This window comes from Malikia granosa (assembly GCF_002980595.1).
In the GTDB taxonomy this organism is placed as follows: Bacteria; Pseudomonadota; Gammaproteobacteria; order Burkholderiales; family Burkholderiaceae_C; genus Malikia; species Malikia granosa.
In genome coordinates, this window is the sequence record NZ_PVLQ01000070.1 from 1 (window position 1) to 22,996 (window position 22,996).

Annotated in this window: 23 protein-coding genes; 10 read left to right on the top strand and 13 right to left on the bottom strand. The window is 69.2% G+C overall.

The genetic code is table 11. The annotated features are described in order from the left end of the window. Window positions 1-201 precede the first annotated feature (201 nt). Window positions 202-864, top strand: coding sequence for a Smr/MutS family protein (locus C6P64_RS14575; RefSeq protein ID WP_105749284.1), 663 nt, complete (start codon window positions 202-204; stop codon window positions 862-864). Here C6P64_RS14575 and C6P64_RS14580 read toward each other — a convergent pair. Beyond that, window positions 776-1,675 (bottom strand): hypothetical protein, encoded by a 900-nt coding sequence (locus C6P64_RS14580; RefSeq protein WP_105749285.1) that lies wholly within the window; start codon window positions 1,673-1,675, stop codon window positions 776-778. The two genes, C6P64_RS14575 and C6P64_RS14580, sit on opposite strands and share 89 nt — an antisense overlap. A gap of 213 nt (window positions 1,676-1,888) precedes the next feature. On the opposite strand from C6P64_RS14580, the gene C6P64_RS14585 reads away from it, so the two are divergent. Further along, a complete protein-coding gene (locus C6P64_RS14585) occupies window positions 1,889-2,725 on the top strand; it encodes an alpha/beta hydrolase (protein ID WP_105749286.1) in 837 nt (278 codons plus the stop codon). Here C6P64_RS14585 and C6P64_RS14590 read toward each other — a convergent pair. Further along, window positions 2,700-4,079, bottom strand: coding sequence for a heavy metal sensor histidine kinase (locus C6P64_RS14590; RefSeq protein WP_105749287.1), 1,380 nt, complete (start codon window positions 4,077-4,079; stop codon window positions 2,700-2,702). The two genes, C6P64_RS14585 and C6P64_RS14590, sit on opposite strands and share 26 nt — an antisense overlap. Next, a complete protein-coding gene (locus C6P64_RS14595) occupies window positions 4,076-4,762 on the bottom strand; it encodes a heavy metal response regulator transcription factor (RefSeq protein ID WP_105749288.1) in 687 nt (228 codons plus the stop codon). The genes C6P64_RS14590 and C6P64_RS14595 overlap by 4 nt, the downstream gene beginning before the upstream one ends. Window positions 4,763-4,906: 144 nt before the next feature. On the opposite strand from C6P64_RS14595, the gene C6P64_RS14600 reads away from it, so the two are divergent. Genes C6P64_RS14600 through C6P64_RS14620 form a run of 5 tightly spaced genes read left to right on the top strand, consistent with a single transcriptional unit; the run spans window position 4,907 to window position 8,848 of the window. Beyond that, window positions 4,907-6,010 carry a TolC family protein gene (locus C6P64_RS14600; protein ID WP_105749289.1) on the top strand — a complete coding sequence of 368 codons (1,104 nt, stop codon included), beginning with the start codon at window positions 4,907-4,909 and terminating at the stop codon, window positions 6,008-6,010. Between the two features lie 11 nt (window positions 6,011-6,021). Then, window positions 6,022-7,422, top strand: a complete 1,401-nt coding sequence (locus tag C6P64_RS14605; protein ID WP_211296859.1) for a multicopper oxidase family protein — start codon at window positions 6,022-6,024, stop codon at window positions 7,420-7,422. Window positions 7,423-7,458: 36 nt separating this feature from the next. Further along, entirely contained in the window at window positions 7,459-7,968 is a 510-nt protein-coding gene (locus C6P64_RS14610) for a cupredoxin domain-containing protein (RefSeq protein ID WP_105749290.1), read from the top strand. A 22-nt stretch (window positions 7,969-7,990) separates the two neighbouring features. Further along, window positions 7,991-8,470, top strand: coding sequence for a DUF411 domain-containing protein (locus C6P64_RS14615; RefSeq protein ID WP_105749291.1), 480 nt, complete (start codon window positions 7,991-7,993; stop codon window positions 8,468-8,470). 33 nt (window positions 8,471-8,503) lie between these two features. Further along, window positions 8,504-8,848 (top strand): copper-binding protein, encoded by a 345-nt coding sequence (locus C6P64_RS14620; RefSeq protein ID WP_105749292.1) that lies wholly within the window; start codon window positions 8,504-8,506, stop codon window positions 8,846-8,848. A gap of 39 nt (window positions 8,849-8,887) precedes the next feature. Here C6P64_RS14620 and C6P64_RS14625 read toward each other — a convergent pair whose 3' ends face one another. The 4 genes from C6P64_RS14625 to C6P64_RS14640 all read right to left on the bottom strand — a co-directional run bounded on the left by C6P64_RS14625 (window position 8,888) and on the right by C6P64_RS14640 (window position 15,349). Further along, entirely contained in the window at window positions 8,888-9,310 is a 423-nt protein-coding gene (locus C6P64_RS14625; RefSeq protein WP_105749293.1) for a group II truncated hemoglobin, read from the bottom strand. A 43-nt stretch (window positions 9,311-9,353) separates the two neighbouring features. Further along, window positions 9,354-11,885 (bottom strand): ABC transporter permease, encoded by a 2,532-nt coding sequence (locus C6P64_RS14630; protein WP_105749294.1) that lies wholly within the window; start codon window positions 11,883-11,885, stop codon window positions 9,354-9,356. Between the two features lie 104 nt (window positions 11,886-11,989). Next, window positions 11,990-12,667: an outer membrane lipoprotein periplasmic chaperone LolA gene (lolA, locus tag C6P64_RS14635; RefSeq protein ID WP_105749304.1), complete on the bottom strand. Its 678-nt coding sequence runs from the start codon at window positions 12,665-12,667 to the stop codon at window positions 11,990-11,992. Window positions 12,668-12,796: 129 nt separating this feature from the next. After that, on the bottom strand, window positions 12,797-15,349 hold the full coding sequence (locus C6P64_RS14640; protein WP_105749295.1) for a DNA translocase FtsK: 2,553 nt from the start codon (window positions 15,347-15,349) through the stop codon (window positions 12,797-12,799). Window positions 15,350-15,445: 96 nt separating this feature from the next. On the opposite strand from C6P64_RS14640, the gene trxB reads away from it, so the two are divergent. After that, entirely contained in the window at window positions 15,446-16,393 is a 948-nt protein-coding gene (gene trxB / locus C6P64_RS14645; protein ID WP_105749296.1) for a thioredoxin-disulfide reductase, read from the top strand. Between the two features lie 35 nt (window positions 16,394-16,428). Here the strand turns inward: trxB and C6P64_RS14650 are convergent, their stop codons facing one another. After that, a complete protein-coding gene (locus tag C6P64_RS14650; protein WP_105749297.1) occupies window positions 16,429-17,352 on the bottom strand; it encodes a bestrophin family protein in 924 nt (307 codons plus the stop codon). Between the two features lie 268 nt (window positions 17,353-17,620). Between C6P64_RS14650 and rpmB the strand changes: the two genes are divergently transcribed. Together rpmB and rpmG are read left to right on the top strand one after the other, a co-directional pair. Then, on the top strand, window positions 17,621-17,854 hold the full coding sequence (gene rpmB, locus C6P64_RS14655; protein WP_101048611.1) for a 50S ribosomal protein L28: 234 nt from the start codon (window positions 17,621-17,623) through the stop codon (window positions 17,852-17,854). A 19-nt stretch (window positions 17,855-17,873) separates the two neighbouring features. Continuing rightward, window positions 17,874-18,044 carry a 50S ribosomal protein L33 gene (gene rpmG, locus C6P64_RS14660; protein ID WP_105749298.1) on the top strand — a complete coding sequence of 57 codons (171 nt, stop codon included), beginning with the start codon at window positions 17,874-17,876 and terminating at the stop codon, window positions 18,042-18,044. Between the two features lie 102 nt (window positions 18,045-18,146). Here rpmG and C6P64_RS14665 read toward each other — a convergent pair whose 3' ends face one another. From C6P64_RS14665 to C6P64_RS14685, 5 genes are all read right to left on the bottom strand, one after another. After that, window positions 18,147-18,899 carry an amino acid ABC transporter ATP-binding protein gene (locus tag C6P64_RS14665; protein ID WP_105749305.1) on the bottom strand — a complete coding sequence of 251 codons (753 nt, stop codon included), beginning with the start codon at window positions 18,897-18,899 and terminating at the stop codon, window positions 18,147-18,149. 7 nt (window positions 18,900-18,906) lie between these two features. After that, entirely contained in the window at window positions 18,907-19,557 is a 651-nt protein-coding gene (locus tag C6P64_RS14670; protein WP_105749299.1) for an amino acid ABC transporter permease, read from the bottom strand. A gap of 101 nt (window positions 19,558-19,658) precedes the next feature. Next, window positions 19,659-20,456, bottom strand: a complete 798-nt coding sequence (locus C6P64_RS14675) for an amino acid ABC transporter substrate-binding protein (protein ID WP_105749300.1) — start codon at window positions 20,454-20,456, stop codon at window positions 19,659-19,661. Between the two features lie 88 nt (window positions 20,457-20,544). After that, window positions 20,545-21,756 (bottom strand): DesA family fatty acid desaturase, encoded by a 1,212-nt coding sequence (locus C6P64_RS14680; protein WP_105749301.1) that lies wholly within the window; start codon window positions 21,754-21,756, stop codon window positions 20,545-20,547. An 18-nt stretch (window positions 21,757-21,774) separates the two neighbouring features. Then, a complete protein-coding gene (locus C6P64_RS14685) occupies window positions 21,775-22,986 on the bottom strand; it encodes an RsmB/NOP family class I SAM-dependent RNA methyltransferase (protein WP_245911748.1) in 1,212 nt (403 codons plus the stop codon). Between the last annotated feature and the right edge of the window lie 10 nt (window positions 22,987-22,996).

Sequence of the window (22,996 nt, forward strand, 5' to 3'; positions counted from 1 at the left end):
ACGTACAGGATGGCGTTGACCACCTCGAAGTTGTCCAGCCGCACGTTGCCCCGCTGGCGTGGCAGCAGTGGAGCGATCTGTTCGAATTGCTCGCGAGTCAGTTGCATCGCAACAGTTTCGAGCCAAGTCCACTGCCTTGTCAACTTGCGTTAACAGGCCCTAGTCCGGCAGGGCGGGCGACGGTGCGAGACAATCCGGCCCATGAAAGTGCGCTCGCTGTCCGAACTCAAGACCCTGCGTCAGGCGCTGGCCGAGCAGGCGGCGCGCCTGGCTGCCGAGCGGGCCGCGGCCGAAGCGGCGCGGCGCGAGGCCGAGGAACGCCTGCACAAGGACCGACTGCTGTTCGAGCGCACGGTCGGCATGGTGCAGCGCCTGCCGCACCATGGCCGCCACCTGGCCCGGCCGCATCCGCCGCTGCCGCGACCGCAGCAGCGCGAGCTCGACGAGCAGGCGGTGATGCGCGAGGCGCTCAGCGACCTGTTCGACGCCGAGACCCTGCTGCACACCGACGAGCACCTGAGCTTTCGCCGTCCGGGCGTGGGCCCCGAGGTCGCGCGCAAGCTGCGCCAGGGCGAATGGAGCCTGCAGGCCCAGGTCGACCTGCATGGTCTGCGCACCGACGAGGCGCGCGAGACCCTGGCTCACTTCATCCGCGAGGCGCACAAGCGCGGCCTGCGCTGCGTGCGCGTCGTGCATGGCAAGGGGCTGGGCTCGCCGGGCAAGACCCCGGTGCTCAAGAGCCGGGTACACAGCTGGCTGGTGCAGAAGAACGAGGTCATGGCCTTCGTGCAGGCGCGCCCGGCCGAAGGCGGGGCCGGCGCCCTGGTCGTGCTGCTGCGGCCCTCGCCCCATCCCCATTCCTGACCGGATGCAGCACCGGCGCATGGACCAGCGCCAGGCTGAACCAGACGCCAAGGCTGAAATAGAGCGTCATCCAGGTCATCTCGCTTTGCCAGTCCTGCCAGCGATGCGAGACCACCCAGCGGCCGGCGGCGTCGTAGAAGCCCAGGCCCAGACTCAGGTAGCGCCGGCCGCTGGCCTCGTCGGCGAGCCAGCGCTGCCAGTACATCGGCACGTCGACCAGGAACATGAAGGCCACATAGGCCAGGCCGGCCAGACAGGTGCCGGCCAGGATCGGGCGCAGCGCGGCCGGAAAGCGCGGCCAGATCGTCACCAGCGTCGCGACCAGCAGCGCCGCCGTCAGGCCCCAGAGCGTCTCCTCGACCACATGGCCGAGGTTGGAAGTGGTCAGCACCGAATACCAGGAGAAACATTCGGCCAGCGCGATCAGCGGAATCACCAACCGCGACACGGACTGGCCGATCCGGCTGCCGGTCACATGGGCAATCTCGCGCAGCAGCAGCGCCCACTGGGCGACGAAGCAGAGCTCGGCCAGGGTGGCGACCGAGCGCCCGACGATCACGCTCGAGAACCAGGAGTCGAACAGGCAAAAGCGCGGCACGTCGAACACCGGCAGCGCCGAGCGGTAGGCGCAGCCCAGCACATAGGCCACCGACAGGATCAGCTGCCAGCGGCGCGCGGCATAGACCGGTGCCGGCAGCAGGGCCTGGCGCTGGCGCAGCAGCCGGGCCGACCACAGCAGGGCCATGACATTGACCAGGCTGACGCCGCAGAGCAGCAGCCACCAGGAGAAAATCTCGGCAGACAGGGACATGGCGGTTTGGAGTGAGAAGGGGCCGGCTCCAGACCCGACGACCGGCACGGCGCCAGGCGCCGGTCCGAGGCTGATTGCGCATTGTGGCGGGGCGTGGGCCGCAGCGGCAAGGGCCGTTGCTCAGGATCTGTCCGTCATCAGGCTGCCACCGCGACCGGCTAGACTGCTCGCCTGACATCGGGCGGGATGGCCTGCCCAGGCTGAAGAATCGCCTTGCTGCTCCCCCTGCTCCTGCTGCTTGTCATCGCCCTGCTGGCGCTGTCGCTGGCTTTCCAGCGCAACCTGCTGTTTCCGGCGCCGAAGAGGAATGCAGTGCTGACTTCCCGCTCGCACCGGATCGAGGCGCTCGCGATCCCGGTCGAGGGGCGGCTGCTGCGCGCCTACCTGGCCAGTCCGATAGCCGCGCCCAAGCGGCGCAGCGGCCTGCTCTACTTCAACGGCCGGCACGAGCATCCGACCTCGATCTTCCGCTGCCTGGAGCAGCTGCCCGGCCAGCACCTGCTCTGCTTCCACTACGACAAGATGGGGCCCGCGCTGGGCAAGCCCGGCGAGGCGCGGCTGGTCGCCGACGGCCTGGCCATGCTCGACTGGTTCGCGTCCACCCTGGGGCTGGAAACGAGCAGGATCGCGGTCGCCGGGCGCAGCCTGGGTTCGGGCATCGCGGTCCAGGTCTGCGCCGAGCGTCAAGTGCGCCGGCTGGTGCTGGTCTCGCCCTACGGCCGGCTGATCGAACCGGTGCGCGCCGCGCTGCCGTTGGCACGCGAATGGATGCTGAAAGACAAGTTCCGCTCGGTCGAGCATGTCCGGCGCATTGCCTGCCCGGTCCTGCTGGTGCTGGGCGAGCGCGACCAGACCGTGCCGGCCGCGGACTCGCGCCGCCTGTTTCGCGGCTGGCCGGGCGAACTCAGCGAGTTCGCGCTCGCGCACAGCGGACACCGGGGCCTGCTCAGGCAGCCCGAGGTCCAGCGAGCGATCGGCGAGTTCTGCCGCCCGGATCGGCCCGGTCCAGCCGCAGCGGACCGGGTCAGGGGCGGGGAAAGCGCAGCGTGAAGCAGGTCTGGCCTTCGGTCGAGGTGACCGAGGCCTGCCCGCCATGGGCCTGGACGATGGCCTGGGTGATCGCCAGGCCCAGGCCGGCGCCATCGGTATCGGAATGGGCGCGCGACTTGTCGGCGCGGAAGAAGCGGTCGAACAGGCGCGGCAGCAGTTCCGGGGCAATGGTGCTGCCGCTGTTCTCGACCCGCAGGCTGACCGCCTCCGGCAGGCTGTCGATGAGCACCTCGACCCGGCCGCGGGGCGGCGTGTGGCGCAGCGCATTCGAGAGCAGGTTGCTAATCGCGCGGCGCAGCATCAGCCGGTCGCCGCTCAGGACGGCGGCACCGGAGCAACGCAGCCTGATCTGCTTTTCCTCCGCCAGCGCCTCGTAGAAATCGAACAGGGCCCTGACCTCGTCGGCCAGGGCTATCGCCTCGGTGTGCGGCAGCAGCAGCCCATGCTCGGCCTTGGCCAGCAGCAGCATGTCCGACACCATGCGCGCCAGGCGCTGGAACTCCTCGGCGTTCGAGGCCAGGATCTCGCGGTAGGCGGCGGCGTCGCGCGGCTGGGCCAGCGCGACCTGGGTCTGGGTCAGCAGATTGCTGATCGGCGTGCGCAGCTCATGCGCCAGGTCGGAGGAGAACTCGGACAGGCGCTGGAAGTCGCGCTGCAGCCGCTCGAGCATCTCGTTGAGCGAATGGGCCAGATCGGCCATTTCCACTGGCACGGCTTGCGCCGGCATGCGCTGGTCGAGCTTGTACGCGGTCACCGCCTGCGCCCTGGCCTTCATGGCGCGCAGCGGCGCCAGCCCGGCGCGCGCCGCCCACCAGCCCAGCATGCCGCTCAGACCGGCCGCCAGACCCGCGTAGAGCCAGAGCGCCGCCTGCAGCGCGGCGATGAAATGCGCATGATGGACGGTGTCGAGGGCGACCCGGATGCGCAGCTCCTGCGACTGTCCCTGATGGCGTGGGGCCGAGGCGGACAGGGCCCGGAATTCCCGTCCGCCCTGGCGCCAGGTCGAGAGCACCGGCAAGGCGTCGCTGCCCTGCGCCGCGCCCTCCTCGGCCGGAAAGCTGAAGCCATCGCTGGCATACAGCACGCTGCCGGCCGCATCGTCGATGCGCACGAACAGGCCCGGGTGGTTCTGCAGCGCCAGCTCGAGCTGGCGCCTCAGGTCGGACGCCGAGTCCGAGCGGGCGATGCTGTCCTGGATCAGCTCGACCTTGTCTTGCAGGGTATCGCGATCGAGGGCCTCGAAATGCCGGTCCACCGCGACGGCGGCGAGCCCCGCCATGCCGAGCAGCAGCAGGGCCGACACCAGGCCGTAGAGCAGGGTCAGCCGGGTGGTCAGCGACAGGCGCTCGATCACGGCGCCGGCTCCGGGACTTCGAGCACATAGCCCATGCCGCGCACGGTATGGATCAGCCGCGGCTCGAAGCCGTCGTCGACCTTGGCGCGCAGGCGCCGCATCGCGACCTCGATCACATTGGTGTCGGAGTCGAAGTTCATGTCCCAGACCTGGGACGCGATCAGCGAGCGCGGCAGCACCTCGCCGTGGCGGCGCAGCAGCAGCTCGAGCAGCGCGAACTCCTTGGCCGTCAGGTCGATGCGCTTGCCGGCCCGGCTGACGCGCCGGCGCAGCAGGTCGAGCTCGAGGTCGGCCACCTGCAGGGAAGTCGCCTCCACGCCCGAGCGCCCGCGCCGCAGGATGGTTCGGACCCGGGCCAGCAGCTCGGCAAACGAGAAGGGCTTGACCAGGTAGTCGTCGGCGCCGAGCTCGAGCCCCTTGACCCGGTCCTCGACCTGGTCGCGCGCGCTCAGGAACAGCACCGGCACCGGGTGGCCCTGTTCGCGCAGGCGCTGCAGCAGCTGCCAGCCGTTGAGTCCCGGCAGCATGACATCGAGGATAAGCAGGTCGAAGTCCTGCTGCTGCGCCAGCTGCAGCCCGGCCAGGCCATCGCTGGCCAGCTCGACGCCGAAACCGGCCTCGCGCAGTCCCTGCCTCAGGTAGTCGCCCGTCTTGGGCTCGTCTTCGACGATCAGTATCTTCACGCTGGCTCTCCTGGCCGGGATTCTCGCCGCTGGCAGGCCGGGCTGTGGCCAGATGACAGATTTGTAATCTTCCCGACAGCCGATTGACGGCAGCGCCACCGCAGAATCCAGCCTTATCGATCAATCTTTCCTGGAGCGGCGTCCGTGATCCCCCTCTCTCTGTTCAAGCTCTCCCGGCTCTGCCTGGCGGCGGGACTGCTCATCATTCCGGCCTGGGCCACGGCGCAGACCGCCAGCCCCGCATCGGCCTGGCGCGACGCCAACGCGGCGGTCGGCCAGTTCCCGCGTGGGCATGCCGACCTGCTCAAGTGGGAGCAACAGCAGGCGCCGGCCGTCGCCCCGGTGGCGCCAGCTGCGCCCGAGCTGGCACTGGCAACCGCCGAGAAGGCGGTGCGCCAGGCCTGGCTCGCGCACCGGGAGCTGGCCAGACCGCTGGCGCGCCTGGGCGCGGCCCAGGTCGAGCAGCTGGCCGCCGGGCGCTGGCTCGAACTCGACCCGAGCCTGAACTGGCGCATCGACGACTTCGATGGATTGCTGGAAGTCGCCATCCAGGCGCGCAAGGCCTGGACCGAAGCCGTGCTGAGCCAGCAGGCCCTGGCGCCGCTGCGCCAGGCGCTGGCCGCCGCCGATGCAGCGCACGAGCTCGGCCAGCGCATGGTCAGTGTCGGCAACTGGAGCCGGCTGCAGCTGAGCCCGGTGCAGCTGGCACGCACCCAGGCCCAGCTGAACCTGCGCCGGGCCCAGTATGCGGCAGCCCAGGCCCAGGCCCGGCTGATCAAGGCGCTCGGGCTCAACGGCATCCATGCCGCAGTCGGCCTGCCGGATCAGTTGCCCGAGCTGCCCGCCGATGTCATGAGCGAAGCGGCATTCCAGCACCGCCTGGCCGCCACCCAGTCCGAATTGCCGCGCGGCAACCGGCTGCGCAACCAGGCCGATGCCCCGCTCGCCTTCCAGGCCTACCAGGCCAGCCACGAAATCGCGCGCAGCAGCCGTGACGAGGTGCTGAAGCTGCGCGAATTCATCACCGAGGAAACGGTGCTGCACTACAACGGCATGCTGAAAAGCAGCTGGGACCTGCTGGCCGAGGTGCAGAACCGGGCGCAGGCCCAGACCGGTGCGCTGGCGGCCCGACGCGACTTCGAGATCGCCCAGATCGACCTGCAAACGGTGCTGCTTGGCGCCAAGCCCGACAGCCTGCTCGCGCTCGGCGCGGGCGGCGGCGAAGCGCCCCAGTCGGCCGGCCATTGAAGGAAGCCTCCATGAACACTATCCATTCCAGAAGACAATTCTTTGCCGGCTCGCTGGCCGGTGTCGCCGGCATCGCCGGCTTGGCCGTGTCGCGCTCCGCGCTGGCCGGACTGCCCGAACCGGTGATCCAGAGCTCGGCCGCTACCGCTGCGCCGCTGATTCCCAATACCGGCCGGCCCTACAACCCGGTCGTCACGCTCAACGGCTGGACCCTGCCCTGGCGCATGAAGGATGGGGTCAAGGAATTTCACCTGGTGGCCGAGCCGGTGGTGCGCGAGGTCGCGCCCGGCTTCCTGGTCAATATGTGGGGCTACAACGGCCAGAGCCCGGGTCCGACGATCGAGGTGGTCGAGGGCGACCGGGTGCGCATCTTCGTCACCAACAAGCTGCCCGAGCACACCACCATCCACTGGCATGGCCAGCGCCTGCCCAGCGGGATGGACGGCGTCGGCGGCCTGACCCAGCCGCAGATCCCGGTCGGCAAGACCTATGTCTACGAGTTCGAGGCGCGCCGTCCCGGCACCTTCATGTACCACCCGCACGCCGACGAGATGGTCCAGATGGCGATGGGCATGATGGGCTTCTGGGTCACGCACCCCAAGACCAGGCATCCGCAGATCAGCGAGGTCGACCGCGACTTCTGCTTCCTGCTCAATGCCTTCGACGTCGAGCCCGGCAGCCGCACGCCCAAGGTCAACACCATGACCGACTTCAACATCTGGTGCTGGAACAGCCGGGTCTTCCCGGCCATCGACAGCCTGAACGTCCGGTTAGGTGACAAGGTGCGGATCCGGGTCGGCAACCTGACCATGACGAACCACCCGATCCACCTGCACGGGCACGAGTTCACCGTCACCGGCACCGACGGCGGCCCGACCCCGCCGTCCAGCCGCTGGCCCGAGGTCACGACCGATGTCGCGGTCGGCCAGATGCGCCAGGTCGAGTTCATTGCCGACGAGCCGGGCGACTGGGCCTTCCACTGCCACAAGAGCCACCACACCATGGGCGCGATGGGCCATGCGGTGCCGACCATGGTCGGCGTCGATCACCGCGGCCTGGTCGGCAAGATCCAGCAGCTGGTGCCCGACTACATGGTGATGGGCGAGCGCGGCATGGCCGACATGGGCGAGATGGAGATGCCGCTGCCCGACAACACCGCGCCGATGATGACCGGCACCGGCCCCTACGGCCCGCTCGAGATGGGCGGCATGTTCAGCGTGCTCAAGGTGCGCGCCGACCAGAAGCCGGGTGACTACAAGGACCCGGGCTGGTTCAAGCATCCGGCCGGCACCGTGGCGCGCGAATACACCGGCCCGCTGGCCGAGGCAAGCCGGCCGCCGTCAGCCCCTGCAGCGCAGCCTGGCGCCACACTGCCCAAGGCGCGCAAGCCGGGCCCGCCTGCCGGACACTGACCCCCTTCGCCCTTTCTTCCTTTGATACAGAACGACATGACTTCGATCCAATTCCGCTCCCTTCCCGCCCTCGGCCTGGCGGCCCTGTTGGCCTTGGGCGCCAGCGGCAGCTGGGCGGCTGGCGCCCATGCCGGCGGCCACGGCCATTCGGACCATCACGCCAGCATGGACACGCCCTACGGCAAGCCCGGCGACGCCGCCCGGGTCAAGCGCAGCATCGAGGTCGTCATGAGCGACGACATGCGCTTCACGCCGGCCAACATCCAGGTCAGGCGCGGCGAGACGGTGCGCTTCGTGGTCCGCAATGCCGGCCAGATCCGGCACGAATTCAGCCTGGGCACGAAGCAGGAGCTCGAGGAGCATTACGAGCAGATGAAGAAGTTCCCGGACATGGTGCATGACGAGCCGAACAAGGTCTCGCTCGAGCCGGGCCAGCAGGGCGAGGTGATCTGGCAGTTCACCAAGAGCGGCAAGGTCGACTTCGCCTGCCTGCATGTCGGCCATTACGAGGCCGGCATGAAGGGCCAGGTCAGCGTCGGCAAGTAATCATTCGGCAAGGAGCAAGGCCATGGAAGGCATCAACCGTCAGCGTCGTCTGCTCATGACTGGCGCAGCCGCTCTCGGGCTGGCATCAGTCGGCCTGGTCCAGGCCCAGGTCGTGCCGGCCGCCACGGGCATCGAGGTCTGGAAGGACCCCAACTGCGGCTGCTGCAAGGACTGGATCAGCCACATGGAGCAGAACGGCTTCAAGGCCAGGGTCAATGAGACCGGCAACAACGCGGTCCGGGCCCGGCTCGGCATGCCGCAACAGCTCGGCTCCTGCCACACGGCGCTGGTGCAGGGCTATGTGATCGAGGGCCATGTGCCGGCGCAGGACATCCAGCGCCTGCTGAAGGAAAAACCGCAGGCGCTGGGCCTGGCGGTGCCGGGCATGCCGATCGGCTCGCCCGGCATGGACGGCCCGGCCTATGGCGGTCGGCGCGACCGCTACGAGGTGTTGCTGGTGCTCAAGGACGGCAGCACCCGGGTCTTCCAGCGCCACGCCTGAAGCTCCGGCCCCACCAATCACACCGAGATCCCCATGAACCACCAGCATAAATTCCTGACCATTTCCGCGCTCGCGCTTGGCCTGATCTGGCCGATGTCGGGCTTTGCGCAGGCGAACAACCAGCCCCCCGGCGCGGTCGAAGCCAGGCCGGCCACGGCCTTGAGCGAGGGCGAGATCCGCCGCCTGGACCCGGAAACCGGCAAGCTCACGATCCGCCATGGCGAGATCCGCAACCTGGACATGCCGCCGATGACCATGGTGTTCACGGCCAAGGACAAGGCCATGCTGGCCGGGCTCAAGGTCGGCGACCGGATCAGGTTTGCCGCCAGCAACGAAGGCGGCCGCTACCTGGTGACCGAGATCCAGCCGGCGCAGTGAGCACCGTCCGCGCGGGCCGCTGCCGCGCAGAGGACGGATTCAGGCGCCGGGCTGGTTGCGCATCCAGTCGGCGGTCTGGAAGAAGCTCTGCTGCAGCCGCTGGCGCAGCGCCTCGGGCACGCCGGTCTCGGCCATGGCCTGGTCCATGCAGGCCAGCCACTGGTCGCGCTCGACGATGCCGATCTTGAACGGCATGTGCCGCATCTTGAGCCGCGGGTGGCCGAAGCGCTCGATGTAATGCTGCGGTCCGCCCAGCCAGCCGGTCAGGAACCAGGCCAGCTTCTGGCGTGCCTCGTCCAGGCTCGCGCCATGGCTGGCGCGCAGCTCGCGGTAGGCCGGATCGAGCTCCATCAGGTCGTAGAAGCGCTCGACCAGGGCATGGACGGCGCTTTCGCCGCCGATCCAGTCGAAGGGGGTCGCGGGCGGCTGGACCTGCCCGCTGCTGTTGTCATGGGTCTGCATGGCGGCGTTTATACCCCGGGCCGGCGCCTGCTGCAGCGGGCCGTCAGTCGCTGGCACGGCGCAGCGTCTGCGCCACCGGGGTACGCAGCACGCCGCGCAGGCCCCACCAGCCGGCGGCCAGCGCCAGCAGGCCGCCGGCCAGCGCGCCGCCTAGCGGCACCCAGGGCGTCGGCTGCCAGGCCAGGTTGAACACCTGGCGCGCCAGCACCCAGCTCACGACCAGCGCCACCAGGGACGCCAGCGTGCCCGCGAGCAAGCCGGCGCCGAGCAGCTCGGCGCGCTGGACGCGGCGCAGCAGGCTGGAGCGGGCGCCGAGTGCGCGCAGGATGGCGAACTCGCGCTCGCGCTCGCCGCGCGTGGCAGCGATCGCCGCGAACAGCACCACCAGCCCGGCCAGCAGCGTGAAGCCGAACAGCGCCTCGACGGCGCGGATCACCTGGTTCAGCACCTGCTGCAGCTGCGCCAGCGTGCGGCTCAGGTCGATCAGCGTGATGTTGGGGAAGGCGCGCAGCAGCGCCGAATCGAAGCCGGCCCGCTCGGGCGCGCGGAAGGCGCTGATATAGCTCAGCGGCGCGCCGGGTACTTCGGCTACGGGATAGATCGCGAAGAAGTTGACCCGCATCGAGCTCCAGTCGACCTGGCGCAGGCTGGTGATGACCGATTCGCGCGGCAGGCCGGCGATGTCGAAGCCCAGCCGGTCACCGAGCTTGAGCCCCAGGGTCTCGGCCAGGCCGCTCTCGAGGCTGATGCCGTCGGCCTCGTCCGGCTGCCAGCGCCCCGCCAGCAGCGGGTTGTGCGCCGGCCGCTCGGTGCTGTGCGAGAGGTTGAACTCGCGCTCGACCAGCCGGCTGGCACGCTCGTCGCTGTAGTCCCTGGCGCTGACCGGCCGGCCATTGATCGTGACCAGGCGGGCGCGAATCATCGGATACCAGTCGTAGCGCGCCACGCCCTGCTGGCGCAGCTCGCGCTGGAAGGCATCGGCCTGGCCTGGCTGGATGTTGATGACGAAGCGGTCGGGCGCATCGGCCGGCGTGGCCGCGCGCCAGCTCGCGATCAGGTCGGTGCGCAGCAGCACCAGCAGCACCAGCGCCAGCAGTCCGACCGACAGCGCGCTGACCTGCACCACCGCATAGCCCGGCCGCGCGGTCCACTGCTGCAGCGCCAGCGACAGCCAGGACGGCGTTCCGATCCGCCTCGGCAGGCGGCGCAGCAGCCGCACCGCCAGCCAGGCCAGCGCCGCGAACAGCAGCAGCGCCAGCGCGAAGCCGCCGACCGCGATCAGTCCCAGCTTGAGGTCGCGGCTGGCCAGCAGCAGCAGGCCGGCAAAGCCCAGCGCCCCGAGGCCCAACACCGCGAGCGAGGCCGGCTTCGGCGCCCCGAGCTCGCGCCGGATCACACGCAGCGGCGGCACCTGGGACAGCTGCAGCACCGGCGGCAGGCCGAAGGCCAGCATCAGCGTCAGGCCGACGCCGAGGCCGAACAGGGCCGGCCAGGCACTCGGCGCCGGCAGGCTGGTCTGGACCAGCTCGGCCAGCAGCCAGACGAAGCCGTGATGCGCCAGATAGCCGAGCAGGATGCCGAGCAGGCCGGCCAGCAGCCCGGCCAGGCCGAAGGCCAGCGCGTAGGAGCGCGCCATCAGGCCCTGGGACAGGCCGAGCACGCGCAGCAGCGCACAGTCGTCGAGGCGGCGCAAGGCATAGAGCCGGGCCGACATTGCGACCGCGACCGCGCTCAGCAGCGCCGCCAGCAGGGCGACCAGGTTGAGGAATTTCTCGGCCCGCTCCAGCGTCTGCTGCATCTCGGGCCGGCCGCTCTCGAGCGACTCGAGGCCGATGCCGCGCAGGCCGTCGCGCGCCAGCCGGGCCTCGACCCAGGCGCGATAGTCGCGCAGCGCCGCGGCCTCGCCCACGAGCGCGAGCCGGTAGCTGATCCGGCTGGCCGGCTGGACCAGGCCGGTCGCTGCCAGGTCGGCCTGGTTCATCAGCACGCGCGGCGAAAAGCTCATGAAGCCGGCGCCGCGATCGGGCTCCTGCAGCAGGATGGCCGCGATGCGCAGGCCATGCTCGCCGAGCAGCAGCGGCTGGCCGACCTGCAGGCCCAGGCTCTCCAGCAGTCCCGGCTCGACCCAGACCGCCCCCGGCTCGGGCTGGACCTGCACCGGGCGCCCAGGCGCGCCGGCCTGCTCGGCCAGCAGCAGCTCGCCGCGCAGCGGATAGCCGGTCGTGACCGCCTTGAGCGCGACCAGGCGGGCCGCGCCGCCCAGCTCGTCGGGCGCGCGCGCCATGGTCGGAAAGCTCAGATGGGCCGTGCTCTGCAGCCCGAGCTGCTGCGCCTGCTGCAGGAAATCGGCCGGCAGCGGCTGGTCGCTGCGCACCACCAGGTCGCCGCCGAGCAGCGCGCCGGCATCGCGCTTGAAGCCGCCCTGCAGCCGGTCGGCAAAGAAGCCGACCGCAGTCAGCGCAGCTACCGCGAGCGTGACGGCCAGCAGCAGCAGGGTCAGTTCGCCGGCGCGCCAGTCGCGCCAGAGCGAGCGCCAGGCCAGCGCCCAGACAGAGGGAGAGAACTTTCGCTTCATCCGGCCAGCTTAGCGCAAGGCCGTTGCGCCCGCGGGTCGGTGGGTCATGGCGCCGTCACAGCCAGCGGCGGCGACTGCTGCTGCGGCGGCTCACCGGCCCTGGCTCACTGGCGCAACAAGTCGGCACCGGGCGGCGGCTGGAAGGCGAAATGGCCGGGCTTGAGGCCGGCCTGGGTGTCGAGCGGACCGAACTGCATCACCGAGCGCTGGCCGAAGCCATCCAGCATCTCGAGCGTCGCGAGCTGGCCCTGCCTGAAGCCGAGCCGGACCGACTGCAATTGGCCGTCGCGCGACTTCGGCGTTGCCAGCACCCATTGCTGGCCGTCGGCGTCGGGCGCATTGGCCAGGGTGAACAGGCCGGACAGGGCCTTGAGGTCGGACGCGGTCGCGATCAGCGCTGCCGGCGTGTTGCCGAGCACCTCCTGCTGCTTGCGCGCGGTGACCTGGTTCAGGTCGGCATCGAAGAGCCACAGGGTCTGCCCGTCGGCGACGATCTGCTGCTCGAAGGGCTTGAGGTAGTGGAAACGGAAGCGGCTGGGCCGCAGGAACTCGAAGCTGCCGCTGCTGGTCTTGCTGCGTGGAGCCGCCTCGCCCTCGCGCCGCGGCGGGGTCACGACCTGGGTGAAGCTGGCGCGGCCCTGGCGGGCCTGGCGCAGGAAGGACTCGAGGTCGGACAGGCCGTCGGCATGGGCCGGCAGGGTCCAGGCCAGGGCGGTGGCCAGCAAGGCCAGCGGAGCCAGGAAAACCTGGGGACGGGCGAAGCGCGACAGGAATTTGGGCATGGGCATAGGATCTGTGAGCGCAACGATACCAGCTGGTTCCGGCCGGGCCGCGACATGAATGTAAAACTGGGTAACACCGGCCAGCCAGCGGCCCGCCCCCCATGACACAGGTCAGGGGAAAGGTCAGGATCAGTCGCCGCCGCGCGCCGCGACCAGGATGTCGCGCTGGCCGCTGGTGGTCAGCGCGCTGACCAGGCCGGCCTTCTCCATGTCCTCGAGCAGGCGCGCCGAGCGGTTGTAGCCGATCTTGAGCTTGCGCTGCACATAGCTGATGCTGGCCTTGCGGTCCTGCAGCACCACCGCGACCGCCTGGTCGTAGAGCGGGTCCTTCTCGCCGTCGCCACCGCCCTCGCCATCGGCCGCGAAGTCGCCGCCCTCGCCTTCCGAGCTGCCACCCTCGAGGATGCCGTCGATGTAGTCGGGCTCGCCGCCCTGCTCCTTGAGGTAGCTCACCACCCGGTGCACCTCGTCGTCGCTGACGAAGGCGCCGTGGACCCGGGTCGGATAGCCGGTGCCACTCGGCATGTAGAGCATGTCGCCCATGCCCAGCAGCGCCTCGGCGCCCATCTGGTCCAGGATGGTGCGGCTGTCGATCTTGCTGCTGACCTGGAAGCTGATGCGGGTCGGGATGTTGGCCTTGATCAGGCCGGTGATCACGTCCACGCTCGGGCGCTGGGTCGCCAGGATCAGGTGGATGCCGGCCGCGCGCGCCTTCTGCGCCAGGCGCGCGATCAGCTCCTCGATCTTCTTGCCGACCACCATCATCAGGTCGGCCAGCTCGTCGATCACGACCACGATGTGCGGCAGCCGCTCGAGCGGCTCGGGCGCCTCGGGCGTCAGGCTGAACGGGTTCGGGATCGACTCGTCGCGCGCCTTGGCCTCGTCGATCTTGGCGTTGTAGCCGGCCAGGTTGCGTACCCCCACCTTGCTCATCAGGCGGTAGCGCTTTTCCATCTCGGCCACGCACCAGTTCAGGCCGTTGGCGGCTTGCTTCATGTCGGTCACGACCGGACACAGCAGGTGCGGTATGCCCTCGTAGACACTGAGCTCGAGCATCTTGGGGTCGATCAGCATCAGCCGCACGTCCTTGGCATCGGCCTTGTAGAGCAGCGACAGGATCATCGCGTTGATGCCGACCGACTTGCCCGAACCGGTGGTGCCGGCGACCAGGCAATGCGGCATCTTGGCCAGGTCGGCCACCACCGACTGGCCCGCGATGTCCTTGCCGAGTCCCATCGTCAGCAGGCTCCTGGCGTCCTGGTAGACCGAGGAGCCCAGGATCTCGCTGAGCTTGATGGTCTGGCGCTTGGCGTTGGGCAGCTCGAGCGCCATCAGGTTCTTGCCCGGAATGGTCTCGATGACGCGGATCGACACCAGCGACAGCGAGCGCGCCAGGTCCTTGGCCAGGTTGACCACCTGCGAGCCCTTGACCCCGGTCGCCGGCTCGATCTCGTAGCGCGTGATGACCGGGCCGGGCTGGGCCGCGACCACGTTGACCTCGACGCCGAAGTCCTTGAGCTTCTTCTCGATCAGGCGGCTGGTCATCTCGAGCGTCTCGGGCGAGACGGTCGAGGCCTGGCGCTGCGCCGGGTCGAGCAGATCGACCTGGGGCAGGCTGGAATCGGCTGGCTTGTGCGACGGGATGGCCTGCAGATGCTGCGCCTCCTGTGCCGGCTTGGCGGGCTGGCGCTCCTGGGCGGGGCGGCTGGCGGACTTCGGCGGCTCGGCAGGCCGGGGCTCGGAGCCGGCCGGCGACGCCTCCGGCTCGAGCCGGGCAGCGGCCGGCTCACGGTCCTGCTCCTGGGTCGGCAGGCGCGGCACCAGCTGCGCCTGCCTGGCGAGCTTGCCGGGCTTGGGCACCGGCGCCGCCTCGGGCGCGGGCTCGGCCGGCTCGTCCCAGGGCGCGGGTTCGGGCTCGGTCCTGACGCGCGGCGCGCGCGGGGCTTGCGCCTGGTAGGCCGCCTCCTCGCGCTCGCGCTGGCGCGTCGCCTGCTGGCCGATGCGCTGGTCGGCGCCGGCCGCGAGCCGCTGGCGCGCGCGCAGGAAGCCGCCCTCCAGCCATTCGCCCAGGCCCTCGGCCAGCGTGGCCCAGGAGAAGCGGAACACCTGGGACGAAGCCGCCAGCCACAGCGGCAGCCCGAGCAGCACCGAGCCGGTCGCGCCGAACCAGCGCAGGCTCCAGGCCCCGAGCTGGGCGCCGAGCACGCCGCCGGCCCCCGCCGGCAGCGCCGGGTCGAAGCGATAGAGCCAGGCCCATTCGAGCGCGCAGCTCGCGCTCATCAGCAGCAGGAAACCGGTCCAGGGCCCGAGCTGGCGCCAGATCCGCAGCGGCCAGCTGGCCTCCGGCCGGGGCGGCGGGGCCGCGCCGCGCAGCGAGACCGCCAGCGCGGCCAGCCAGGCACGCAGCGCCGCCAGCAGCAGCCACCAGGCCGACAGGCCGAACAGGGTGAAGTTGAGGTCGGCCAGCCAGGCGCCAAAGCGCCCGCCCCAGTTGTGGGTCAGCTCGACCGAGCCCGAGGTCGACCAGGCCGGGTCGGCCAGGTCGTGACTCAGCATCGCGATCAGCCAGAACAGCAGTCCGGCCGCCGCCAGCAGCAGGCCGAAGTCCTGCACGATGCGGACCAGGCCGCCCGGGGCCCGTCCTTCACTGTCGGCGTTAAGGGTATTGAGGGAATATGTCATAAATCGAGGTGCGCAAGCTTAACCGAGCGATCACGAGAGCTGGGCAAGGACATGGCCGCTTTTCTACAATAGCCCCTCCTATTAGAGAACACCCAGATGAAACACGCCAAAGTCCTGATCCTCGGCTCCGGCCCTGCCGGCTACACCGCCGCCATCTACGCTGCACGCGCCAACCTCAACCCGCTGCTGATCACCGGCATGGCCCAGGGCGGCCAGCTCATGACCACCACCGAAGTCGACAACTGGCCGGCCGACGTCATGGGCGTGCAGGGCCCCGAGCTGATGCAGCGCTTCCTGCAGCATGCCGAGCGCTTCAACACCGAGATGGTGTTCGACCACATCAACGCCGTCGACCTGTCCAAGCGCCCCTTCGTGCTGACCGGCGACTCGGGCCAGTACAGCTGCGACGCGCTGATCCTGGCGACCGGCGCCTCGGCACGCTACCTGGGCCTGCCGTCCGAGGAAGCCTTCATGGGCCGCGGCGTCAGCGCCTGCGCCACCTGCGACGGCTTCTTCTACCGCGGCCAGGATGTCTGCGTCGTCGGCGGCGGCAACACCGCGGTCGAGGAAGCGCTCTACCTGTCCAACATCGCGCGCAAGGTCACGCTGGTGCACCGGCGCGATACCTTCAAGGCTGAAGCCATCATGATCGACAAGCTGATGGACAAGGTCAGCAACGGCAACATCGAGCTCAAGCTGCACAGCGTGCTCGACGAGGTGCTGGGCGACGCCTCGGGCGTGACCGGCGTGCGCATCAAGAACGTCCAGAGTGGCGCGACCGAGGAGCTGGCGCTGATGGGCTGCTTCATCGCGATCGGCCACAGCCCCAACACCGCCATCTTCGAGGGCCAGCTCGAGATGAAGGACGGCTACCTGCGCACCCAGGGCGGGCAGGACGGCTTCGCGACCCAGACCAGCGTGCCGGGCGTGTTCGCCGCCGGCGACGTGCAGGACCATATCTACCGCCAGGCCATCACCAGCGCCGGCACCGGCTGCATGGCCGCGCTCGACGCGCAGCGCTTCCTGGAGCAGCACGCCGGCTGAACCCGGCCAAGTCCGGCCGGGCAGTCCGGCCGGCCTCAGGTCAGCACATGGTCCTCGGTCGGCTGGTGCGGCTGGGGCAGCTGGTCGACATCATCGAGCTCGAGCAGGCTGCGCTCGATCGTGATGCAGATCGCGTCGAGCGCCAGGTCGTTGGGCTCGGTGCCGAAAGGCTCCTCGAGCTCGCTGGCGATCGCATCCAGCGCCATGAAGGCGTAGGAGATGAAAACCGAGATCAGCGGGGTCAGCACCCCGGCCGAATCGAGCAGGCTGAACGGCAGCAACGTGCAGTAGACATAGACCGTGCGGTGCAGCAGCACGCTGTAGGCATAGGGAATCGGAGTGCTGGACAGCCGCTCGCAGCCGCCGTGGTAGGCGGTCAGCTCGTTGAGGTTGGCATCCATCGCCTGCCAGCGGATATCCGACAGCCGGCCCGAGGCATGCTGCGCCTGCAGCCACAGGCCCATCTCGCGCAGCAGCAGCACGCAGGGGTAGCTGGCCTGGCCCAGGCGCTGGGCCAGGGCCGGTGGCAGCAGCCGCTCCAGGTCGGGCCGGGCCGCGGTCTGGCGCAGCTGGTGCTTGAGCTGGTAGGCAAAGGCGATCAGCAGCGCCGCGAACTCGCGCACGGCCGGATCATCCGGCCGGCGCCCGGTCAGGGTCTGGGCCTGGCGCAGCAGCGAGCGCGCCGTCACCAGCAGCATGCCCCAGAGCTTGCGCGCCTCCCAGAAGCGGTCATAGCTGACGCTGTTGCGAAAGCCCAGGAAGATCGCCAGCGCGATGCCGATCAGGCTGAACGGCGCGGTCGACAGGTGCAGGCCCCAGGCCTGGAACTGCGACATGCCCAGCACCGCCACCACGGCCATGGCAAAGTTCAGCAGCAGCCGGAACAGGATCTGGTGCAGCACCGAACCATGCCAGACGAAGATGAGACGCAGCCAATGCTGCCTGGGACGAACGATCATGGAGCAGACGCGAAGCGGGTAAGCCGCCATGTTAGCGGAGCGCGAGCGGGGCCGGCAATTGCCGTTGTTCCAGCGCGCCAAGGCAGCGGGTATAATGTTCGGTTTGCTGGATCTTGCGCCTGGGCGACCAGAGCCTCAATCCGGCAAAAATTCACCGCCCGCGAGCCGGAGCCGTCCACACAACACCAGATGAAGTGGCAGGCGGCACAACACAGGACACGGGCGAGGTGCGGCGTCAGCCGTTAATTTTTTCACTGGAGTGTCCATCATGGCACGCGTCTGCGAAGTCACGGGCAAGAAGCCCATGGTCGGGAACAACGTTTCCCACGCCAACAACAAAACCAAGCGCCGGTTCCTGCCGAACCTGCAATCCCGTCGTTTCTGGGTCGAGAGCGAGAACCGCTGGGTTCGCCTGCGCGTCTCCGGCGCTGCCCTGCGCCTGATCGACAAGAACGGTATCGATGCTGTGCTCGCCGACCTGCGCGCACGTGGCCAAGCCTAATCACTGAAGGAGCTGAACCATGGCAACCAAAGGCGGACGCGAAAAGATCAAGCTGGAATCCACTGCCGGCACCGGTCACTTCTACACCACGGACAAGAACAAGAAGACCACTCCTGAAAAGCTGCTGATCAAGAAGTTCGACCCCAAGGCTCGCAAGCATGTCGAGTACAAGGAAATCAAGCTGAAGTAATTCTCAGCCGCTGATTTGAAAAAAACCGCTGGAAAACCAGCGGTTTTTTTTCGTCCGGACAGGCGGCCGGGGAAGCAAGGCCGCCCCGGCCATGCAGCCGGCTCAGAGCAACTGGGTCAGGAAGGCGCGGGTGCGCGGCTGCTGCGGAGCACCGAACAGCTGCTGCGGCGTGCCGGCCTCGACCACCTGGCCGCCGTCCATGAAGACCACGCGGCTGGCGACCTCGCGCGCAAAGCCCATCTCGTGCGTCACCACCACCATGGTCATGTGCTCCTCGGCCAGCGCGCGCATGGTGCGCAGCACCTCGCCGGTCAGCTCGGGGTCGAGCGCCGAGGTCGGCTCGTCGAACAGCAGGATGTCGGGCTGCATCGCGAGCGCGCGCGCGATCGCGACCCGCTGCTTCTGCCCGCCCGACAAGCGCGAGGGATAGTTGTCGCGCTTGTCGAACAGGCCGACCTTGCGCAGCAGCTCCTCGGCCAGCGGCAGCACCGCGTCACGACTGAGCCCCTTGACCGTGACCGGCGCCTCGATCAGGTTCTGCAGCACGGTCAGGTGCGGGAACAGGTTGAAATGCTGGAACACCATGCCCATGCGACCGCAGAGCTGGCGGATCTCGGCCTCGGGCAGGTAATGGCAATGGCCATGCGCATCGGTCGAGACCAGCGGACGGCCCTCGATCTCGATCGCGCCGCGCTCGATGGTCTCGAGGTGGATCAGACAGCGCAGCAAGGTGCTCTTGCCCGAGCCCGAGGGACCGATCACGGCCACCACCTCGCCCCGGGCGACTTCCAGCGACACCCCGCGCAGCACGGCCAGCTCGCCGAAACGCTTGTGCAGGTCGATGGCACGGATCATCGGATGCTCAGTCATAGACGGCGACTTTCTTTTCCATGCGCTGGAAGGCCCAGGTCAGCACCAGCGTCATCAACAGGTAGAAGGCAGCGGCGACCACGAACGGTGAAGTGGTGAAATCGCGCTGCACGATGCCGCGCGCGGCGCGCAGCAGGTCGTTCATCGCCAGCACATAGATCAGCGAGGTGTCCTTGACCAGGGTGATGGTCTCGTTGCTCATCGGCGGCAGGATGCGCTTGACCATCTGCGGCAGCACGATGCGGCGCATGGTCTGGACATAGTTCAGGCCCAGCACCTTGGAGGCCTCGTACTGGCCGCGGTCCACCGACTGGATGCCGGCGCGGAAGATCTCGGCGAAATAGGCCGCGTAGTTGAGCGTGAAGGCCAGGATCGCGGCCGGGAAGTCCGGCAGCCGGATGCCGATCACCGGGACGAAGGGCAGCGCGAAGTAGATGAACAGCATCTGCAGCATCAGCGGCGTGCCGCGCATCAGCCAGACATAGCCGCTGACCAGCCGGCCCAGCCAGGCGCGGCGCGACAGCCGCAACAGCGCCAGCCCCAGGCCGAGCGGCACCGCCAGCAGCAGGGTCAGCGAGAAGACCTGCAGGGTGACCAGCGAGCCCTGCAGCAGGGGCGAAAGGATGTCGAGCAAGTAGGACATGACAGTACCAGACCTCGAAATGAAAATCCGGCCTCGACAGACCCTGCTGGGTCAGCCTGAGGCCGGATCGGTCGGCTTGGGCCCGGTGCGGGCCCGCCGCCTTACTTCTTGACGATGTCCTTGCCGAACCACTGGGTCGAGATGGTCGCGGCCGTGCCGTCGGCCTTCATCTCGTCCATGGCCTTCTGCAGCTTGGCCATCAGCTCGGTGTCGTCCTTGCGGGTGCCGACGCCATAGTCCTCGGTGCCGAAGTTGTCTTCCAGCACGCGGTACTCGCCCGGCTTCTTGCCCGTGTAGTAGCGGCCCACGACCTCGTCGACCACCAGCGCGTCGAGACGGCCGGCCGACAGGTCCATCAGCGCGGTGACGTTGTCGCCGAACTTCTTGATTTCCTTGATCGCCTTGGCAGTGTCGCCATCCTTCTGGATCGCGTCGACAGCGCTGCTGCCGTCCTGCACGCCGACCACCTTGCCGGCCAGCTGGGCCTTGCTCGTGATCGGCGACTTGTCGGTCACGACGATGATCTGGTGGTTCTCGAGGTAGGGCGTGGTGAACAGGATGTTGGCCTTGCGCTCCTCGGTGATGGTCAGGCCGTTCCAGAGCACGTCGACGCGCTTGCCGCTGAGCTCGGCTTCCTTGGCGCTCCAGTCGATCGGCTTGAACTGGACCTCGACGCCGATGCGCTTGCCGGCCTCGCGTGCCAGGTCGATGTCGAAGCCGACCAGCTCGCCCTTGTCGTCGCGGAAGCCCATCGGCGGGAAGTTGTCGTCCAGGCCGATCACGATCGCCTGGGCCGCTGCCGGCGCGGCCGCTGCGGGGGCCTCGGGCTTCTTGCCACAGGCGGTGAAGAGGGTGGCTGCAGCCAGGGAGGCCAGCAGGATCGAAACGGTTTTCTTCATTGGGGTTTCCAGCATGAACGATGCGAGACCGGCGGCTTGCCGACAGACGATCGGTAATTTTAACAATTCGCCGCCACCCAGCCAGGGATCAGGCGCGCACCGCGCGCAGCCGGACCGAGAAGTCGCGCAGCGCGGCAATGCCGCTGTCCTCGGCGCGGCGGCACCAGGCCTGCAGTTCCTGGGCCAGTTGCTCGCGCGAATGCGAGCGGCTGGCCCAGAGCTGGCGCAGCTCCTCGCGCATCGCGTGCATCTTGGCCAGGGTCGGGGACTGGGCGCGCAGCTGCTCGAGCTGGGGCCGGACCCGGGCCGGCACCTTGTCGTCGTCGCGGTGCAGCCAACGGCGCGCGGCCCGGACCAGGGACGCATCGCCGCGCCCCGCCCTGAGCGCGGCCAGCTCGGCCTCGGCGGCCAGCCGCATCTGGCGCGCGTAGCGGGCCATGACCTCGTAGCGGTTGGCGATCACGGCCTCCAGCGTGCCCTCGTCGGCGACCGGCTTGGGCGCGCCAAAGGCGAGCCTGGGCGGGGTCTTCTTGGCCCTGGCCAGGCCGAAGCGGGCCAGGATGCAGATATACATCCAGCCGATGTCGAACTCGTAGCGCTTGACCGAGAACTTGGCCGAGGTCGCGTAGGTATGGTGGTTGTTGTGCAACTCCTCGCCGCCGACGATGATGCCCCAGGGGAAGACATTGGTGCTGGCGTCGCTGGCCTCGAAGTTGCGATAGCCCCACCAGTGGCCGATGCCATTGATGACGCCGGCGGCCCAGAACGGGATCCAGACCATCTGCACCGCCCAGACCGTCAGGCCCAGGGCACCGAACAGCGCGATGTCGATCAGCAGCATCAGCGCCACGCCCAGGACCGGATGGCGGCTGTAGAGATGGCGCTCGATCCAGTCGTCGGGCGTGCCATGCCCGTAGCGCTGCAGGGTCTCGGCATTGCGGGCCTCGGCGCGGTAGAGCTCGGCGCCCTGCCAGAACACCTTGCGGATGCCGAACACTTGCGGGCTGTGCGGGTCGCCGTCCTGCTCGCAGCGGGCATGGTGCTTGCGGTGGATCGCGGCCCATTGCCTGGTCACCATGCCGGTGGTCAGCCAGAGCCAGAAGCGGAAGCCATGCGCGACCGCCGGATGCAGCTCGAGCGCGCGATGCGCTTGGCAGCGGTGCAGGTAGAGCGTGACGCTGACGATGGTGACATGGGTCAGCACCAGGGTGGTGAGCAGCACCTGCCAGGCGCTGAAACCGCTCAGGCCATGGGACAGGAAGTCCAGCAGCGCGGGAAGGCCGGAATCAAGGAGGGACATCGATCGCTTTCGGGGGGATCAGAACTTGCGCTGCCAGGCGGCGGCGAAGAAGCCATCGCTGGCATGGAGATGGGGCCACAGGCGCAGGTAGTCACCGCGCACCAAGACCTCTGCAGATTCGACTCCGGCGCGCGCCAGGAGTTCCCCGGCCGGCAGGGCGACGAAATCGCGCTGCGCGGCCGAGAAGGCCGCCGCGACCGCCTCGTTTTCCTGTGGCAGCAGGCTGCAGGTCGCATAGACCAGGCGACCGCCCGGCTTGACCAGACGGGCCGCGCTGTCGAGGATGCGCGCCTGCAGTTCGGCCAGCTCGGCGATGCCGGCCTCGCTCTGCCGCCATTTGAGGTCGGGGCTGCGCCGCAGCGTGCCCAGGCCCGAACAGGGCGCATCGACCAGCACCCGGTCGGCCTTGCCGACCAGGCGGTCCAGTCGCGCATCGCGCTCGTGCGCGATCGCCATCGGGTGGACGTTGCTCAGGCCGCTGCGCTGCAGGCGCGGCTGCAGCGCCTCGAGCCGGTGCGCCGAGTTGTCGAAGGCATAGAGCCGGCCAGTGTTGCGCATCGCGGCGCCCAGCGCCAGCGTCTTGCCGCCGGCACCGGCACAGAAATCGACCACCAGCTCGTTGCGCTTGGCATCGAGCAGCAGCGCGAGCAGCTGCGAGCCCTCGTCCTGCACCTCGATGCTGCCGTCCTGGTAGCAGGGCAGCTTCTGCAGCGCCGCCTTGCCGGCCAGGCGCAGCCCCCAGGGCGAGTAAGGCGTGGGGGTCGATGCGATGCCGGCGTCAGCCAACTGCTGCTGCACGGCGGCGCGCTTGGCCTTCAGCGGATTGACGCGCAGGTCCAGCGGCGCGCCCTCCTTGAGCGCAGCGGCCAGCGCATCGAAGTCCGCGCCGAGCTCGGCCTGCAGTGCGGCGGCCAGCCAGTCGGGCAGGCCATGGCGGCAGGCCGCGGGCTGGTCGGCTGGCGGGTTCGCTTCCAGCGCGCGGCAGGACTCGAGCCAGGCCAGCTCCTCGGGGGTCGCGGCCTGGGCCAGGAATTCGGTCTGCTGCCGCAAGGCCAGCAGCGCCAGCGCGCGCGCCTTGGCCGAAGGCGCCGGCGCGGGCTTGGCACCCTTGGCGGGCCGGGGCGGTTTCTGGGGTGCCGCAGGCGCGGCCTTGGGAGCCGGCAGCTTCCTGAGCAGCCATTCGAGCAAGGGCTTCTCGCGCAGCAGCGCATAGACGGCGTCGGCCAGCAGCGGGGGGGGG

Excerpts from the sequence above, each read along its gene's own strand:
- C6P64_RS14630 (WP_105749294.1), bottom strand. The coding sequence starts at position 11,885 with ATGAAGCGAAAGTTCTCTCCCTCTGTCTGGGCGCTGGCCTGGCGCTCG.
- C6P64_RS14650 (WP_105749297.1), bottom strand. The coding sequence starts at position 17,352 with ATGATCGTTCGTCCCAGGCAGCATTGGCTGCGTCTCATCTTCGTCTGG.
- C6P64_RS14625 (WP_105749293.1), bottom strand. The coding sequence starts at position 9,310 with ATGCAGACCCATGACAACAGCAGCGGGCAGGTCCAGCCGCCCGCGACC.
- trxB (WP_105749296.1), top strand. The coding sequence starts at position 15,446 with ATGAAACACGCCAAAGTCCTGATCCTCGGCTCCGGCCCTGCCGGCTAC.
- C6P64_RS14605 (WP_211296859.1), top strand. The coding sequence starts at position 6,022 with ATGAACACTATCCATTCCAGAAGACAATTCTTTGCCGGCTCGCTGGCC.
- C6P64_RS14670 (WP_105749299.1), bottom strand. The coding sequence starts at position 19,557 with ATGTCCTACTTGCTCGACATCCTTTCGCCCCTGCTGCAGGGCTCGCTG.
- C6P64_RS14640 (WP_105749295.1), bottom strand. The coding sequence starts at position 15,349 with ATGACATATTCCCTCAATACCCTTAACGCCGACAGTGAAGGACGGGCC.
- C6P64_RS14675 (WP_105749300.1), bottom strand. The coding sequence starts at position 20,456 with ATGAAGAAAACCGTTTCGATCCTGCTGGCCTCCCTGGCTGCAGCCACC.
- C6P64_RS14615 (WP_105749291.1), top strand. The coding sequence starts at position 7,991 with ATGGAAGGCATCAACCGTCAGCGTCGTCTGCTCATGACTGGCGCAGCC.
- C6P64_RS14580 (WP_105749285.1), bottom strand. The coding sequence starts at position 1,675 with ATGTCCCTGTCTGCCGAGATTTTCTCCTGGTGGCTGCTGCTCTGCGGC.
- C6P64_RS14575 (WP_105749284.1), top strand. The coding sequence starts at position 202 with ATGAAAGTGCGCTCGCTGTCCGAACTCAAGACCCTGCGTCAGGCGCTG.
- C6P64_RS14680 (WP_105749301.1), bottom strand. The coding sequence starts at position 21,756 with ATGTCCCTCCTTGATTCCGGCCTTCCCGCGCTGCTGGACTTCCTGTCC.
- rpmG (WP_105749298.1), top strand. The coding sequence starts at position 17,874 with ATGGCAACCAAAGGCGGACGCGAAAAGATCAAGCTGGAATCCACTGCC.
- lolA (WP_105749304.1), bottom strand. The coding sequence starts at position 12,667 with ATGCCCAAATTCCTGTCGCGCTTCGCCCGTCCCCAGGTTTTCCTGGCT.
- C6P64_RS14620 (WP_105749292.1), top strand. The coding sequence starts at position 8,504 with ATGAACCACCAGCATAAATTCCTGACCATTTCCGCGCTCGCGCTTGGC.
- rpmB (WP_101048611.1), top strand. The coding sequence starts at position 17,621 with ATGGCACGCGTCTGCGAAGTCACGGGCAAGAAGCCCATGGTCGGGAAC.
- C6P64_RS14665 (WP_105749305.1), bottom strand. The coding sequence starts at position 18,899 with ATGATCCGTGCCATCGACCTGCACAAGCGTTTCGGCGAGCTGGCCGTG.
- C6P64_RS14610 (WP_105749290.1), top strand. The coding sequence starts at position 7,459 with ATGACTTCGATCCAATTCCGCTCCCTTCCCGCCCTCGGCCTGGCGGCC.